Below are 14,410 nucleotides of genomic sequence, written 5' to 3' on the forward strand. Positions count from 1 at the left end.
ATTATAGCTCATACTACCTTCAGGAAATTATCGAAGGAGTGACAACATGAGGTTAAAAAGTATCATCGCCGTTGGAGCCGTGTTAACTTGCTCATCTCTGTTATGGGGCTGTGGTAATAGCACTGCAAATGATGCATCCCGGCAACAGAATAACACGGTCCGATCAGAGAGCTGGGGCGACCCCAAACGGTTGGAAGCATCCCATCTGGAAGCGTTGGAACGGATGGAAAAAGATCATATTCATCGTATGGTTTCGCTGAATGCAAGTACAGACGGAGATCAAGTGATGACCACGCTTGAACGATCCACCCAGAAGTTGGAGGAAATGAGACCTCTCGCAGAAATGCTGCAATATGAAGGGCATCCAACGCTATTACAGCGAATTCAGGAGATGGCAGGAGATATTCAAAACTCCAAAACCGTAGTAGCAAAGATGAAAAACATGCCTCAGGATGGGAAAATTAAGATTCAGTCTGAAAATTCCGATTCTCTGCATCACATCAGCAGTTTTCGTGAGTATCATCAGTACATGCAGGGGAAGATTCAGATGTTGAACAACGATACCTCAGCCTCCAATTAACATGATGGATTAGTTGAACCTTAAATAACGTCTATCTATATAAGTGCATAAACAGAAAAAACAAAACATCGTTAGAGCGGCGGGCTGCTTGCCTTTCCAATCTAACGATTTCTTATCTATGAATATGAACGATTTCTGTAGCCTGCTGCTGCAACTGCTAGCATCTATGTAATCTGGTATAAATAAAGCGTCTATATTAGAAAAACTTCATGCACTTCACTCCACCCACAAAGATACAATTATAAATAACGCAAATCCCACTATGGGTGTCAATGCTCCTATAGCGATCATGAGCCACAGCGTAGCTGGTCTACTGTTCTTCCAAGACGAGATGATGCTCGCCATGAGTTGGCTCCACCATGTTGCATATCGAAGTCGTCGGATTGTACGCTTCAGCACCATCTGCCGCTCATTCGGATTCTCTATTTCTCTTAGCAAACCTTTTAACTCATCAAATAAACGTTCCTCTTCCTGCTCCACAGCTGTAGGTGTAGTCATTGCTTTCCCTCCTGTTTCCAATCCTTATCTAATTAACACGCCAATCCCCTTCAAAGTTTGAATTTCCATAGAAATAGATGACAAAAAAACAGACCTGGACATGTCATGCCCGGACCTGTTTAATCATCTAGTGTACGGTGTTCATATACACCGGGTCCTTTCATGCTCCTACCATCTCTTGTGCTGATAGTCTCCGAGACTATTGCCGTTAATATCCCCAAGTCTTTCCAGGGTATCCTTATAGATGCGAATAAGAGATTGTACTTTCCGAAAATCAGGATCTTCCGGTCCGATGCCTTCCATGAACATTCTCTGAATGATCTCTTGAAAAAAATCCACTCTTGCATGCATCTGTTGTTGCTCCAGCTCAAGAACCTCTTCGAAACTGTGATTTTCTATGTAACTCATGAGACCCTCATCATCCTGGTATGACCGATCATCGATTCGATGATTTACTTCGAATTCTTCCGGATCATCCGGTTGAAGATTGACCGTCGTTCGCAACCGCGATAACACAATCTTCTCTTTGGCAAGCATGACGTGAAAATCCTTGTTCTTCAGCAAGTCTGCAACGATTAGGCTGCACATCTCCCGATTTTCGATAAGAATGCCATCAAATGGGTGTAATGTCCAATTACCCGTTGACCAAAACAGATTAAAATTAAAAAACTGACTGCCGTATTTGTACTGAATGTTAATCTTAGTCTCATCAATAATCTCGAATGAAAATTCCAGCATGTTAAGTAATCTCCTTCACACACTTCCAAAGTTTACCTTCATTCTATCAAACGCTCAATAAAAAATACAGGAGTTTAATGGTCATTCAACTCCGCAATCGACTCAGCCTTCTCGCTACTTGCAACAACGATTAATACAAAGGCAATACTGGCAATAATGAGAGATAGCATCCCTTGGCCCCTTTCATTATGAAGCTTTAACATAACCTATTGTATGCAACAAGATCCCGTGTATGCCCAGTATTGCCTCTTAAAAAAATGAATAGACCTACATCGATCTAGACCTTGAGGATTTCTATGAATTCAAGCTATAAATACAAAAAAAGAGACGCGCCAGCGCCTCTTTACATCAAACCTATGAAACAAACATAAAACTCAAACATAGAACCCAAACGTAGAACTAATCCAAATAAGAGCTTAACGAGTTGGCATCCGGTTGGTTTTTAGCTTGAATATTCCCCGCCTTAGGAGCCTCCAGCCCCAATCTTTCACTCATTCCTGCATTTAGTGCAGTCATCTTGGTTGTATAGTCATTGCAACTCTCGATAATGCGGCGATTGGACTGCTCAGACAGATCAAGGGCAGACATCAAATCTCCGATGGCCTGATTCACCGATTCCATGGACATGGCCGGTTTGGCTAACAAATCATTGGTCTTTTCTGTTGTCGTACGCAGCAATCTGGCATTTTCCTTGAACTGTTCTTCAATCGTTTTGTTGGTCGCTTCCACGGCGGAAATGACCTTCTCCTGATCATTCAAAGCCATGGCAATCATGGCAGATACCGTAATCAAATTTGCCGTTTTATCAATGGCATTGTTCACGGAATCGATTAGTTTATCATTATTATCATTAATAATATCCGTAGCTGCAATAGCTTGATTATACAACATGATCATTTCGGTCATGGATTGAGTGCGGGTAACCACCTTACGCAATCCGCGCTCCAAGTGAGCCTTGCGGCTCTCATTCTCAGGCTTGGCAATCTCTGCCTCGAACAAATCCTTCAACTGATTACCAAAAGCGATTTTGGTTTGCAGGTTATAAATCTCCTGAATGGAAGATCGTTTTAACTGACGCATACTCACAATGCTCTCTTCCAGATTGTCCTTCCCATCCCGTAATCCATTAATAATACTATCAATGTTGGTTCGGACAGACTGGTAACGATAGACATAATTCTTCAGTGGACTTTTGCGGAGTAACCGCCCTACAAAACTAACGTTTTTGCTCTGCTGTAAACTTTCACACTCATCTCTCAGCTTCAAGATCATCGTTGACACTTCCGCCCGATTACCGGACATGAGATCATTCACAGGTCGATCCAGCATTTTCAGCGTTTGACCCGCCTTTTCCTGTGTCTTCACACCCAGCTTGCCGATATCGTCCATTAACAGATCCAGTTGAACAGCATCAGTTTGCGATACCTTCTGAATTAATTGGGTTGCCTCCTGGTTAATCCGCTGCTGGTCATCCTGTTTTAATTGAATATATTCCGTTGCCATACCTAACCATGCCTCCTATAATTCGGAGCTATTATACCTTTGATGAATAAGCTCTGCTTTGTTCTGAAGCTCCAATAGATCTTTATGTTCGATTGTAGATACAATCTCTGAAATCTTGGAATCTACATCCTTCAGGCCATTTAACAACATCCTGCGATTAGTACGCTTGGCTTCTCCACTCAAACGGAGAAAAGGGTTAATAAAACCATTCAGATCTTTCAAAATCAATCTGCGCAGCGTATGGTTAATATCACCGTTGTTTAACTCTTTCAGTGCAGGAATGACTCGCTGTAATCTGGCAAAAAGGGCTAACGACTTCTCAACAATTTCATTGTCCAGTTCATTTTTTTGGCCCTCAGAGATCACCATATCTTCCAAAACTTCAAGATATTCAATGACTGGCCCAAAAACAGGATCTGAATCATCTTGATGTGGCGAACGTACGGCTTCGGATCGTCCAGCATTTTCTACACGTTCAGGGGTTGGGTTGATCTGCTGATTAGCAGATCGATGTCCCACAGCTTGTTCCCCTGCTCCGCCGTTCATTTCAACAACTCTTCTCTCCGAATCTGAACCAGATCTCTCAATGATTGGCGCACGTGTCCGTGTTGGAAGTATACCTCCGACCATCGTCGCCAAAGCCGGGATCGCCCATGATACAAATTCAGGAACAAAGGGACTGCTTACAGCCGCAAGGCCATATCCAATCAGCGCACCCAGTCCGATTTTTGTTATGCGTAACATCGTTTATCCTCCTGCCTGTAACAACACATGGTATACAATGAACAAATGAAGACTACACTTGATCACTTCGTTCCTGTGTAATTATCAAGATCATCTACATAATCGTATTGTAAGAAAACCAGTCAGAAGGTGTCAACGTTAGGAAAATGATCTTTAATGATTCTTAACCTTCTGCACATCCATAATCAGTGGTTGTTCCACATGACTTCCCATTATACCGTATTGCGGAGAAAGGGGGCCGACTTCATAACCCAGGGCCAGTTTCACAGCCAGATACGGGAAATTGACTCCCGAAAGACAGGACACATGTAATCCTCCGGACATTCTTGGATTAATCTCCAGCAGTTTCGGAATCTCTTTACGATATTTCATCTGGATGTTGAAGTTATATGGAATGCGATAAGCAGCAGCAACATCACTGGCGATTTTTAATAGTTCAGCATGCTCTTCAAGCCTTCTTAAACGTCCACCTGCTTTGCAGCGAGGAACAGCCGCGAGCAGACTCCCCTGACTGTCAGCCAAACAATCTATACTGTATTCATAACCTTCGAGTCGTTCCATCACCATAATATTTGGAAAGGATTCCACGGAAGAAAAGGCCCGGAATGCATCTTCAAAAGAGATACGGTTCTGAGTGTGCCCAAACAACTCTTCTAATGGATTGCGACTATTGTCAATCACTCTGAATCCCATTCCGCCTTCACCATTACATGGTTTGAAACACACCTCATGTCCAGCGCTGGAGAGTGCTTCATAAGCCTGTTTGAATTGTGATGCGTTGCTAACTGTGAAATAATCCGGGATACTCATGATTCCCAATTCACGTACAGATTCATAGAAACGGTCCTTCTCCATCAATTGCTCCAGCAGTTCTGTATCCTTGCAGACCAACACCTTGGTGCCGATCTCTTCGAAAAGGTGTACATACTTGCTGATATCCAGCATATGGAGACGTGGGATAAATATATTGATCTGATGTCTGCGGCAAAAATCAAGACAGAAATCAACATACTCTTTTCCCGTAACCTTTGGCTCTAACTCTGCGTGGTCGCATCCCTGAAGCGCCATGTTATTCGGATCGGAATGCGTGCCGTAGATCTCGAACTGCAAACCATCTTCGTTGTTTCGAATCAGATTCATATAGTGATACGCCACCGAAAACCAACGATTAAAATAAATACGGGTCTTGTTCATGAGACAGCATCTCCTATCGCAACATGGTGTGTAGAACGGACATATTCCAAGATCTCGTCGGCCGCAAATATACCGGATTGTTCGGTGAACTGGTAAGGGATCTTATCGGGATTCCTCAGCTTCTCCCGATAAAGTTCGCCATGCCGTGGGGCAATAGCATAATCTGCGAAGTCGAGTAGACAACGGTCCAGTAGAGAATCTCCTGAAGCTATAACAGGTACATCTCCGATCTGATGTCGAACATGTTCTACCGCAGCGCTCTTATTCACGCCAGAAGGAACAAGGTATAGCTTACGCCCTTGAATGGAGGCTTCCCATCCTAGCGCTCCCAAAGCGTGAATCTTCTCTGTAACTCGCTCTGTCGGCATACGGTCACGGTGAATCACGAAGGCATAAAACAACTCATCACATAGTCGCTCCCCTGCAACCCAGTCGCTGTTTAGCACATCGCCAAACATCTGCCTGACCTCAACTGCCGCTGCCGAATGCTGTTGAAGTTGAGAACGAACATAATCGTTCCAGGCCCGGTCCACTTCACCGTTAATTAGAATATTTCCACCATTGCTCGTTATCGCATAAGCCGGAATGACATCCTGCTGAAAAATCCGAATGCGCTGGTACTGCTCCACTGTCCGTGTAGTTACAGGGATAAAAATAATATCTTCAGGGAGAGTCTTGAGCCGTTGCAACGCTTCGGCTGACATAAAGGCTGATAATTCACCACGAATCCATTCGGCTGGAACCAGCCCCGAATCATCCTCGGAAACACCCATTGAACGTCGGGAATAGATCAGGGTCTGATCCAGATCACTTGCATAAATCATTCGCCGCCCCCCTTTACCGATCGAATAATACCGCAACATGAATAACTCAATCTAGGGAACACTTCAACCGGGACACCCCGGTCTTGCGCAAGCAGCATAATATGTTTCAAATTAGGATTGTTCGGGCGATCAATCAGAATCTTCCAAGGTACACGACGCAATAGTACCCGCGTAGTCTCTCCGATCCCCGGCTTGATCAGATTCACATCCTGGATATCAAATGCCTGTTGAATGGATTGAATATCCTCCATACCCTGCCAGGTCACTTCTGGGGGATGAGAAAGTGCTTCATCCGCTTGAAGAGATGCCTCCTGTTCAACCTTGGCAAAGTAATCGGATACCTTGTCCACAAACACATTGGACAGATCGGATGAAGCCCACTCTTTGTACCACTTGGCTCCATGGAAGTCATCCGGTCCGATGAGGTCATCCCGCAGTACGGTACGGCTCATCAGACCGGATACGGTCGAATTCAGACAAGCGCTTGGGATCAAATAATCCTCTCGGGTACCATAGGTAGCCGAGCATTGCCCCGGATCGGCCAACACGGCAAGATCATCATCCAATCGGATGCCATAACGTTCATTCAGGCTTTCACAAGCTTCCACCAGTACCTTGCGAATCGCTCCCTTGCCTGTCCAGCCATCAATGAATTGAATAGGTGCATGCAATCCATGCTGCTGCCAAATATATAGAATGGCGTTCTCATCAATCCCTTTTCCACGAATAATGGAAATACTGTAATGCGGCAGATCCACATTGTATTTCATGGAAATATAACGTTTGACCAAAATGCCAATTGGCGTTCCGGCACGAGCAAGTGAGACCAGAACGGTATCGAGTCCCCTCTTGCGCACGATCATCTCTGCTACCGCGGCTGCAGCCATAGCTACCTTCTCCGCCGATTGCGCTAATGTATCGTGGAACAACTCAATATATTCATCCGTAGGGTGATACTCCACGGGTAGCATTTCCGAATAATGCACACCCGACTGAATGGCGTGTTCACGCTCTCCGGTCTCTTTTTCCAACTGAATACTACTTAAATCCTTTAACAGAAATACTACATCGGACGGGTCATAACTGCCCAGTGGGTCAGGTGATTTAACCTTATGCTTCAGCATACTCTCAATTGTAGGTACGTTCATAGCTGTCTTCTCAGCCCTCCTGTGGAACACCGCAGTACACCACGTATATTTGCTTACATCCGAGTTGGGACAATACATCCAGCAGGGGCTGCATGCGTTCTTCAGACATATGTCTTTCCATCAAAACAAAAATCTCATCATATTGCCCAGGTAATACATTGTATATATAATTGCGAACAGTCGGATCTTCTGGCGAAGCATATCCTTCACCTGCAATAACCGCATATCCTGGGCGATTCACCGTATGGATTGGACTCCGAGTCGTGGACTGGTACATTACCCCGTCGCCCATCTCAGCTGCAATTCGCATCGGAATATGCATAAACTCCCCTGTACCCATGACAAGGGTACGCTGGCCCTTCCTTTTTTCTCGCAAAATGGCTGCGATCCTGGCAATGCCGGAACCCAGACCAACATTATGACTTGAATGAATTCCGAATCGTCCTGTATACCGAAGATACGGAGCCGACCAGTGATTCCCCTCGGAATCCGCAGATACAGCTGCCCATGGCTCCAGTTCACCTGCTACAGACACAACATGTATCAACGATGCGGATTCAGTGCCCGGCTTCTCTCCATAAGCATTGATCGCTGGTTCGCCCATCACCTGGATCTTTCCCTTTAATAAGCATAGTGGAGTGATCGTAATTCCAAGTTCGACTTCCAGTGCTGTGAATTTCTGCTCATCTGTTTCAGTGCGCCAATCCAGCAAAGACGCGATATAATATTGTTTGCGCGGATAGGTGCGCTGGATATCCCGAATAATGTTCAATGTGGTATTGCCCGTTGTGATTTCATCATCCACAAGAACAAGAGGCCCACCCTCTGCGAGTGATTCGGAGTCCAGAGCATAACAGCGATGAGACATCGCGTGAGAATGCTCCTCCTCGAATTGAATATCCGGCTCCATTTCAGGCAGGTACTCTCTTGTGGAATGAATATACGTTGCATGATCAGCGAACAGCTCGTACATACTTTGCCCCAGAGCGGTGGCTGTCTCAGCGAACCCGACGAATCGTACTTCTTCAGGCAAGGTCATTTTGGCATTCATTAAATACGCATACGACTCACGAGCTTGATCAGGATCAATCAAACCTTCGACCATTCGTTGTTTCCATTCTGCAATGCGTTCGTCCTCTCCGTGATTTAAATCTTCATATAGAAGAACTGCCAGGGCAGCCCCGCTTAATAAAGAGGTATAGGGATTGACCGCAATATGTTTGCCAAGCAACTTACTGACAAAAAGAAATGATCTCTTTTTATTTAAGCGAGCCGCCATCGAGAACAGATTCTCCAGAGGGATTTCAAACGGATTGTGAGTGGCCTCAATCGTGATATTGAACTGATCAAGAATAGGAAACGTACGTTTGTTCATGTTTGGGCAAGAGCCCGACGTAATGCTGCTGTTCATGTAACACCCCATATATTTGTGATCGGATTAAAATTCGTTTAGCCCAACTCAAGTGTGGCTTGATCTCGTTCATTTTGTTGGTATACGCGCTTTTGAAAACACCCAGGCTTCCATCATTACGGCCTATAATACCCTGTGCGTCCATGAATTCTTCATGCGTCACGACATACATCGCCTGAACAGGCTTGATCTGTGTTGGATGAATGATCGTTTTTCCCACAATGCCGTTCTCCTTATCCATCATGACCTCACGCATGAGTCCATCCATAGAGTTCGTGATATATTTCATTCTCAGGTCCCGGCCCGTCTTGCCGAGTGATTCTTCGAATGGCGTCTGCCTTAATTGGGGCTTGAATATGCGGTCTCTCTGGCTAAAATACTCCCATACCGGCCCGGATATTACATAACCATTGTCTGCGCGCCCATATAAATTGATGATATCGGATATGCAATCACGTATGGTTGCAATATCATATACGGTGAGTTCCGGACTTCGTCTCAGGCCGAACAGACTTGAGAAATCCGTTGCTCCGATTCGGATGTTCAGTATATATGGAGCATACTCGTCCACGATCTGTTTTAATTGGAGCAATGTATCCCAGCGTGTCTCCCGATAGATCACATCCGCAGTCTCCAAAATAGGCATGGCATACAGGAGTGGATGTGTGCTGTCTTTCTGCAGATTGTATTCGTGAACAAGCTGCATATAAGCACGTCCATTCGTACAGTCGAACTTTGGCAAAACCACACCTGTCAACAAGGTCATTCGCTCACCTAGTCCTTCAAAAAGATATTCCAACTGCTCCGGGGATCTCATTCGTACAAAAAGCAAGGGCAATTGGTTCGGTGATAACTTCCCGATCTCCATGTACTCTGTTAAAAGTGTAAGCTGCTGCGCCACACATTGTTCCGCAAATTCTACCTGCTCGTCACCTACTGCATCTTCCAGGTCAATAATGATGGTTGTGAGTCCTTCATGCTTACCGTTCATAATATCGTCCGCAATATGCGGACGGGTGGCTGGCATGTACAAAGCAGCCCCAACAGCGTATGCCAGTATTTCTTTGGAGGTTCGATGACTAAACGATACGGGTGAAGAAAAAAATAACGCTTCTTCCTCCTCAGAGTTCAAAAAACTAAAATATTTCAGGTTATTCTCCTCCTTGCACTTTCTGACTTCAAGTCAGTCTGCATGATGAAATGAATGCTGTCGGGGTATAAAAACCAATCCCTCCAAAAAGCGGAGGGATTGGTGGCAAATGTGACAAAAATGATCAGGCTTGACCTTTGTTCTCTTTTTTTCTTCTCGCTGAACCGAGGAGAATCGCTCCAGCAAATACAGCGATCAGTAATGAGAAGAAGATCACGTTTGAGATATGGAAACCAAAAGCACTTAACATCATTTTCACTGAAATAATAGCAATAAGGATAAACGCTGCTTTTTCCAGTTCAGGGAACTTGTCAATAAGTTTAAGGAAAATCTGCGCGACACCACGCATCATGAGCACCCCGATAATGCCTCCGAGGAAAAGGACCCAAATCTGCTCACTAATACCAAACGCCGCAATAACACTATCGATACTGAAGGCAATATCCATCAGTTCAACCATGAGCACGGTTTTCCAGAATGAATATTGCTTGCCTTCCTGATTCTCATCCTCCTGAGACTTGAATAGTCCTTTGTAAGCAATGTACAGGAGGTATAGAGCTCCGAGCACTTTGATCAGAGTGATCTTGACGAGGAATGTCCCCAGCCCGATCGCAATAAACCTGAAAATATAAGCTCCTAAGATACCATAGAATAACGCCCGCTTCTGCTGTTCCTTGGGCAAATGTTTAACCATAACAGCCAGTACCAGCGCGTTATCCGCAGACAGAAGCCCCTCCAGCAAGATTAAGCTACCAATAATCCCCCAGCTTACCGGGTCAGAGAGTGTGGCTACAATCTCGGTCCAAGAGAAGAAATGGCCATAGTTCTCACTAATGCTTTTAAAGAAATCACTAAACATGAAAAGGCAGCCTCCGCTAACTCAAATTGTTATTTACTGCCGGCAGTCCAGCTCATTCCCCACCCATGGGCTTCATCCAGGGCGCGGTGTCCATTGTAGAACTGGACAATTCTCTCGACACTGAACGTCTCATCATTCACGTTGCGGAACATGGCAATACCACACATTCCCAAGGAACTTCCATGTTCATTCATGCGGACGATAATATCAGGACCGTCTTTCTGGTTAATCGTTACAATTCCATCGGCCTGTGACCAATTTTTCACGCCTTCATAAATGTAAGTGAACACGAGGATACGCTTGATATGGGCAACACGTTCACCATTAATACGCAGATTCTCTCCGGTCTTCACTGACCCCGTCCGGTCGTCCCCGTCCAAAGCAATGTACGGATATCGGTTCAAGGACCCGAATGATTCTCCAAGAGCCTGTATGACCCCTTTACTGCCATCCATCATTTCAAAGAGGCAACCGAGATCCAGATCCACGCTCTTGTTTCGCCCGAACAACCCTCGGCTGTTCTGTTGATTCCAGTTGAGATTAATTAAAATCTCTCCGAGTCCGCCTGAATTTTTCTTCAGGTTAATCGTATCGCCCTTTTTCTTCAGCTCAATCTTGTTCAGGTTCAGTTCAATCTTGGGTTGAGGCGGCTGAGCAGGTGGAGCTGGAGGTTTCGGTGCTGGGGGCTGAGGTACAGGAGGAGCTGGTTGTGAAGATGAAGCATGATCCTCAACACTTACGCCAAAATTTCCACACAATGCATTCAGTCCGCCAGCAAAACCGGAGCCAACCGCATTAAACTTCCACTCTCCATTATGTCGATATAACTCGCCAATAACGATCGCCGTTTCCACGGTAAATCCACTAGCCAGATCATATCTCAATGCTTCCTGTCCGTTATTGGCATTCCCAAAGCGGATATAGGTATTCTGAACCTGACCAAAGCTTTGATTTCTGGATTCACCTTCATAGATGGTCAGACTGAACGCAATCTTCTCAATACGAGCAGGGATTTTGCTCAGATCAATATCAAATTGCTTTTTGTCCGATTGCTGCGGCGTATCCTTGTACGTAATAAATGCTGTTGTCGGCTGGTTATAAAAGATAAAATCTTCATCACCGGATACTTTGCCGCCAACACCAAGAAGAAATGCAGATGTATCGAGCTCAAGAGCTGAGGGGGAATCCCAGCCAATACCAACCGTAAGACGGGAAAGTCCGGGATTAGTTTTAGTCAGGTCCGTTTTTTGCCCTTTGACGACAGTTACAGCCATAACAGATTCACCTTTCTTCTCCTATTTGGCATCTAATCCGTAGTTTTGACATAGAGCTGCAAGTCCGCCGGCAAAACCACTTCCGATCGCCTGGAACTTCCAATCTGCACCCGAGCGGTAGAATTCACAGAAAATAACAGCCGTCTCCGTGGAGAAATCTTCGCCCAGATCATAACGCAGAACCTCTCGCTCGTTGGACGCATCTACAACGCGAACAAAAGCATTGGACACCTGGCCGAAATTCTGTGCGCGTGCTTCATAATCATAGATGGTTACGGTAATGCCGATTCGAGTAATATTTGCAGGGACTTTGCTGAAATCCACGATAATCTGCTCATCATCGCCTTCTCCCTCACCTGTACGGTTATCTCCCGTGTGAGTTAGTGAACCTGCACCACCCGTTGGGTTGTTGTAAAAGATAAAATCGTCTGTACCTTTGGCTTTGCCATCTTCATAAAGCAAAAATGCTGAAGCATCCAAGTCAAAATCGACCCCGCCGCTATATTTGTTGGTATCCCATCCAAGGCCCACCACAACTTTTGTCAAACCTGGATTGGTTTTGGTTAGATCGATACGCTGTCCTTTAGCTAAGCTAATTGTCATATATTCGTCCACCTTTCTTTATATAAGATACCTATAATAATGAAAAGGAAAACCGCCAAATTGACGGCTTCCCTCACTTCTATAGATCACCAATTCATAATTGTGTCCTATTGCAGACCGTAGTCGCGCGTAAGACCAACCAGACCGTCCTGATAACCGCTACCAATTGCGCTAAATTTCCATTCACCGCTATGACGGTACAATTCTCCAACAACAACACCTGTCTCGATGGAGAAATCTTCGCCCAGATCAAAACGGATCAGTTCTTCGGAATTAGCCTCATTTACGATACGTACATATGCGCGGGACACTTGTCCAAAGTTCTGGCTGCGTTCCTGCGCTTCATAGATTGTAATCGTAAAAGCAATTTTCTCGATATTGGCCGGAACGTTAGGCAGGTCGATGTTCACTTGCTCATCATCGCCATCTCCTTCACCCGTACGGTTATCACCCGTATGAACTACAGAACCATTCTCATTTTGCGGATTGTTGAAGAAAATAAAATTCTTTTCTCCATCAACCTTACCATCTGCATTCGTACAGAACACGGATACATCCAGGTCAAAATCCTTGCCGCCATCATACTTATTGGTATCCCAGCCCAAACCTACAGTGATTTTGGCCAAACCCGGATTCGTTTTAGTTAAGTCGATCTTCTGACCTTTGGATAGATTGATAGCCATTCGATTCATCTCCGCTTCACTATAAAATTAGATGCTAAATTGCATTTTGAGGAATCATTTACTACGTATAACGACGAGCGAGCTCATCGATATGTACCGCATGAGCACCTTCACCAATTGCAGAGAATTTCCACTCTGCACCGTGTCGATACATTTCGCCACAGATGAGGGCTGTCATGCCTGCATAACTATCGGATAGATTAAACTTGACCAACTCCTGAGAATTTTTCCCATCCAAAATGCGGATATATGCACGCTCAATCATGCCAAAATCCTGTTTGCGATTCACACAATCATAAATGTTTACAACGATAAGAATTCTATGAACATCGGCAGGTACGGAGGAGAGGTTGATTCTGATTTGCTCATCGTCTCCTTCACCCTCACCCGTTAGATTATCTCCTGAATGAACTACAGATCTACACAAACTCTGCTTGTTATGGAAACAGACCAGATTGGTTTCTTTCGCTAACTTGCCATTCTCATTCAACAGCAACGCGGAAGCATCACAATCGATATTCGCCTGTTTCTTTCTTCCAAAGAAACCTTTGGAGGCTACAGGGTCCCAACCCAAACCGGCGATGACTTGAGTTAATCCTGCTTTACCCTTGGTTAGATCGATCTTCTGTCCCTTGACCAAATTAATACCAGCCACTGATATTCACCTCCTTTCATCTTCAGATGCTAGGGTGGTTACAGACTGAATTCACCCGGGTTCAAGCCAAGAATCGTGCAAATTTCAGCTACGACTCTACGCTCTTGATCATCAAAGTTACCATCAGCAGCACCAATCGCACTACACACACCTACAATGACACGACCGACTTCCGGCTTGGACTTGAACTTGGCAATAGCCTTCAAGGCTTCCTGTTTCCCGATCTCGGGAGAAAACTCAAAATTATTAACATAATGATTGAAGCGTTCGATGACAACCGTCATATCAAATACTTTCAATTCCTGACTCAGATTTATGTATCCCGCCATCTTGTTCTTCTCTGAAGCATCGACGCTTCCATCAGCAAAAGCAACCAAGGCACAACCTGCCACTACAGCATCCATAAAATCTTTATTCTTGAATCGTTTAACCTGGTCCTCAAGGCCTTGTTTGGTTGAGTTAAGCCAGTTTCTGAATGAGCTCATTTCCATCCCCCGTTACTAGATTCATTTCTTTTAAAACTAGCAAAATCCAATGTTCATCTTT

16 protein-coding genes are annotated in these 14,410 nt (G+C 44.9%); 1 reads left to right on the forward strand and 15 read right to left on the reverse strand.

The window, feature by feature from the left end; genetic code table 11:
• The first annotated feature begins 46 nt into the window (after window positions 1–46).
• The gene (locus tag D829_RS0118480; protein ID WP_017690406.1) at window positions 47–580 is read left to right on the forward strand and encodes a hypothetical protein; all 534 of its coding nucleotides are present in this window, start codon (window positions 47–49) and stop codon (window positions 578–580) included.
• A gap of 216 nt (window positions 581–796) precedes the next feature.
• On the opposite strand, the gene D829_RS0118485 is transcribed toward D829_RS0118480, so the two are convergent.
• The 15 genes from D829_RS0118485 to D829_RS0118560 form a co-directional block, all read right to left on the reverse strand.
• Window positions 797–1,078, reverse strand: a complete 282-nt coding sequence (locus D829_RS0118485; RefSeq protein WP_017690407.1) for a hypothetical protein — start codon at window positions 1,076–1,078, stop codon at window positions 797–799.
• A gap of 168 nt (window positions 1,079–1,246) precedes the next feature.
• Window positions 1,247–1,816 carry a hypothetical protein gene (locus tag D829_RS0118490; protein ID WP_017690408.1) on the reverse strand — a complete coding sequence of 190 codons (570 nt, stop codon included), beginning with the start codon at window positions 1,814–1,816 and terminating at the stop codon, window positions 1,247–1,249.
• Between the two features lie 399 nt (window positions 1,817–2,215).
• The gene (locus tag D829_RS0118500) at window positions 2,216–3,319 is read right to left on the reverse strand and encodes a toxic anion resistance protein (protein ID WP_017690410.1); all 1,104 of its coding nucleotides are present in this window, start codon (window positions 3,317–3,319) and stop codon (window positions 2,216–2,218) included.
• A 15-nt stretch (window positions 3,320–3,334) separates the two neighbouring features.
• Window positions 3,335–4,063: a hypothetical protein gene (locus tag D829_RS0118505; RefSeq protein ID WP_017690411.1), complete on the reverse strand. Its 729-nt coding sequence runs from the start codon at window positions 4,061–4,063 to the stop codon at window positions 3,335–3,337.
• Window positions 4,064–4,216: 153 nt separating this feature from the next.
• Window positions 4,217–5,257, reverse strand: coding sequence for an ATP-grasp domain-containing protein (locus tag D829_RS0118510; protein ID WP_017690412.1), 1,041 nt, complete (start codon window positions 5,255–5,257; stop codon window positions 4,217–4,219).
• Entirely contained in the window at window positions 5,254–6,081 is an 828-nt protein-coding gene (locus D829_RS0118515) for an HAD family hydrolase (protein WP_017690413.1), read from the reverse strand. The genes D829_RS0118510 and D829_RS0118515 overlap by 4 nt, the downstream gene beginning before the upstream one ends.
• A complete protein-coding gene (locus tag D829_RS0118520) occupies window positions 6,078–7,229 on the reverse strand; it encodes a cysteine protease StiP family protein (RefSeq protein WP_017690414.1) in 1,152 nt (383 codons plus the stop codon). Before D829_RS0118520 ends, D829_RS0118515 begins: the two co-directional genes overlap by 4 nt.
• Window positions 7,230–7,239: 10 nt before the next feature.
• A complete protein-coding gene (locus tag D829_RS0118525) occupies window positions 7,240–8,508 on the reverse strand; it encodes a phosphoribosyltransferase family protein (protein ID WP_026081274.1) in 1,269 nt (422 codons plus the stop codon).
• Window positions 8,509–8,575: 67 nt separating this feature from the next.
• Window positions 8,576–9,790: an HpcH/HpaI aldolase/citrate lyase family protein gene (locus D829_RS0118530; protein ID WP_026081275.1), complete on the reverse strand. Its 1,215-nt coding sequence runs from the start codon at window positions 9,788–9,790 to the stop codon at window positions 8,576–8,578.
• A 124-nt stretch (window positions 9,791–9,914) separates the two neighbouring features.
• Window positions 9,915–10,649 carry a TerC family protein gene (locus tag D829_RS0118535; RefSeq protein ID WP_017690417.1) on the reverse strand — a complete coding sequence of 245 codons (735 nt, stop codon included), beginning with the start codon at window positions 10,647–10,649 and terminating at the stop codon, window positions 9,915–9,917.
• 29 nt (window positions 10,650–10,678) lie between these two features.
• Window positions 10,679–11,923, reverse strand: coding sequence for a TerD family protein (locus tag D829_RS0118540; protein ID WP_017690418.1), 1,245 nt, complete (start codon window positions 11,921–11,923; stop codon window positions 10,679–10,681).
• A gap of 21 nt (window positions 11,924–11,944) precedes the next feature.
• Window positions 11,945–12,526 carry a TerD family protein gene (locus D829_RS0118545; protein WP_017690419.1) on the reverse strand — a complete coding sequence of 194 codons (582 nt, stop codon included), beginning with the start codon at window positions 12,524–12,526 and terminating at the stop codon, window positions 11,945–11,947.
• A gap of 107 nt (window positions 12,527–12,633) precedes the next feature.
• Window positions 12,634–13,209, reverse strand: coding sequence for a TerD family protein (locus tag D829_RS0118550; RefSeq protein WP_017690420.1), 576 nt, complete (start codon window positions 13,207–13,209; stop codon window positions 12,634–12,636).
• Between the two features lie 61 nt (window positions 13,210–13,270).
• Window positions 13,271–13,864 (reverse strand): TerD family protein, encoded by a 594-nt coding sequence (locus D829_RS0118555; RefSeq protein ID WP_017690421.1) that lies wholly within the window; start codon window positions 13,862–13,864, stop codon window positions 13,271–13,273.
• A 38-nt stretch (window positions 13,865–13,902) separates the two neighbouring features.
• Window positions 13,903–14,349 carry a tellurite resistance TerB family protein gene (locus tag D829_RS0118560; protein ID WP_017690422.1) on the reverse strand — a complete coding sequence of 149 codons (447 nt, stop codon included), beginning with the start codon at window positions 14,347–14,349 and terminating at the stop codon, window positions 13,903–13,905.
• Window positions 14,350–14,410 lie beyond the last annotated feature (61 nt).

Origin of the sequence: Paenibacillus sp. PAMC 26794, from assembly GCF_000316035.1 — a bacterium.
Lineage (GTDB): Bacteria > Bacillota > Bacilli > Paenibacillales > Paenibacillaceae > Paenibacillus.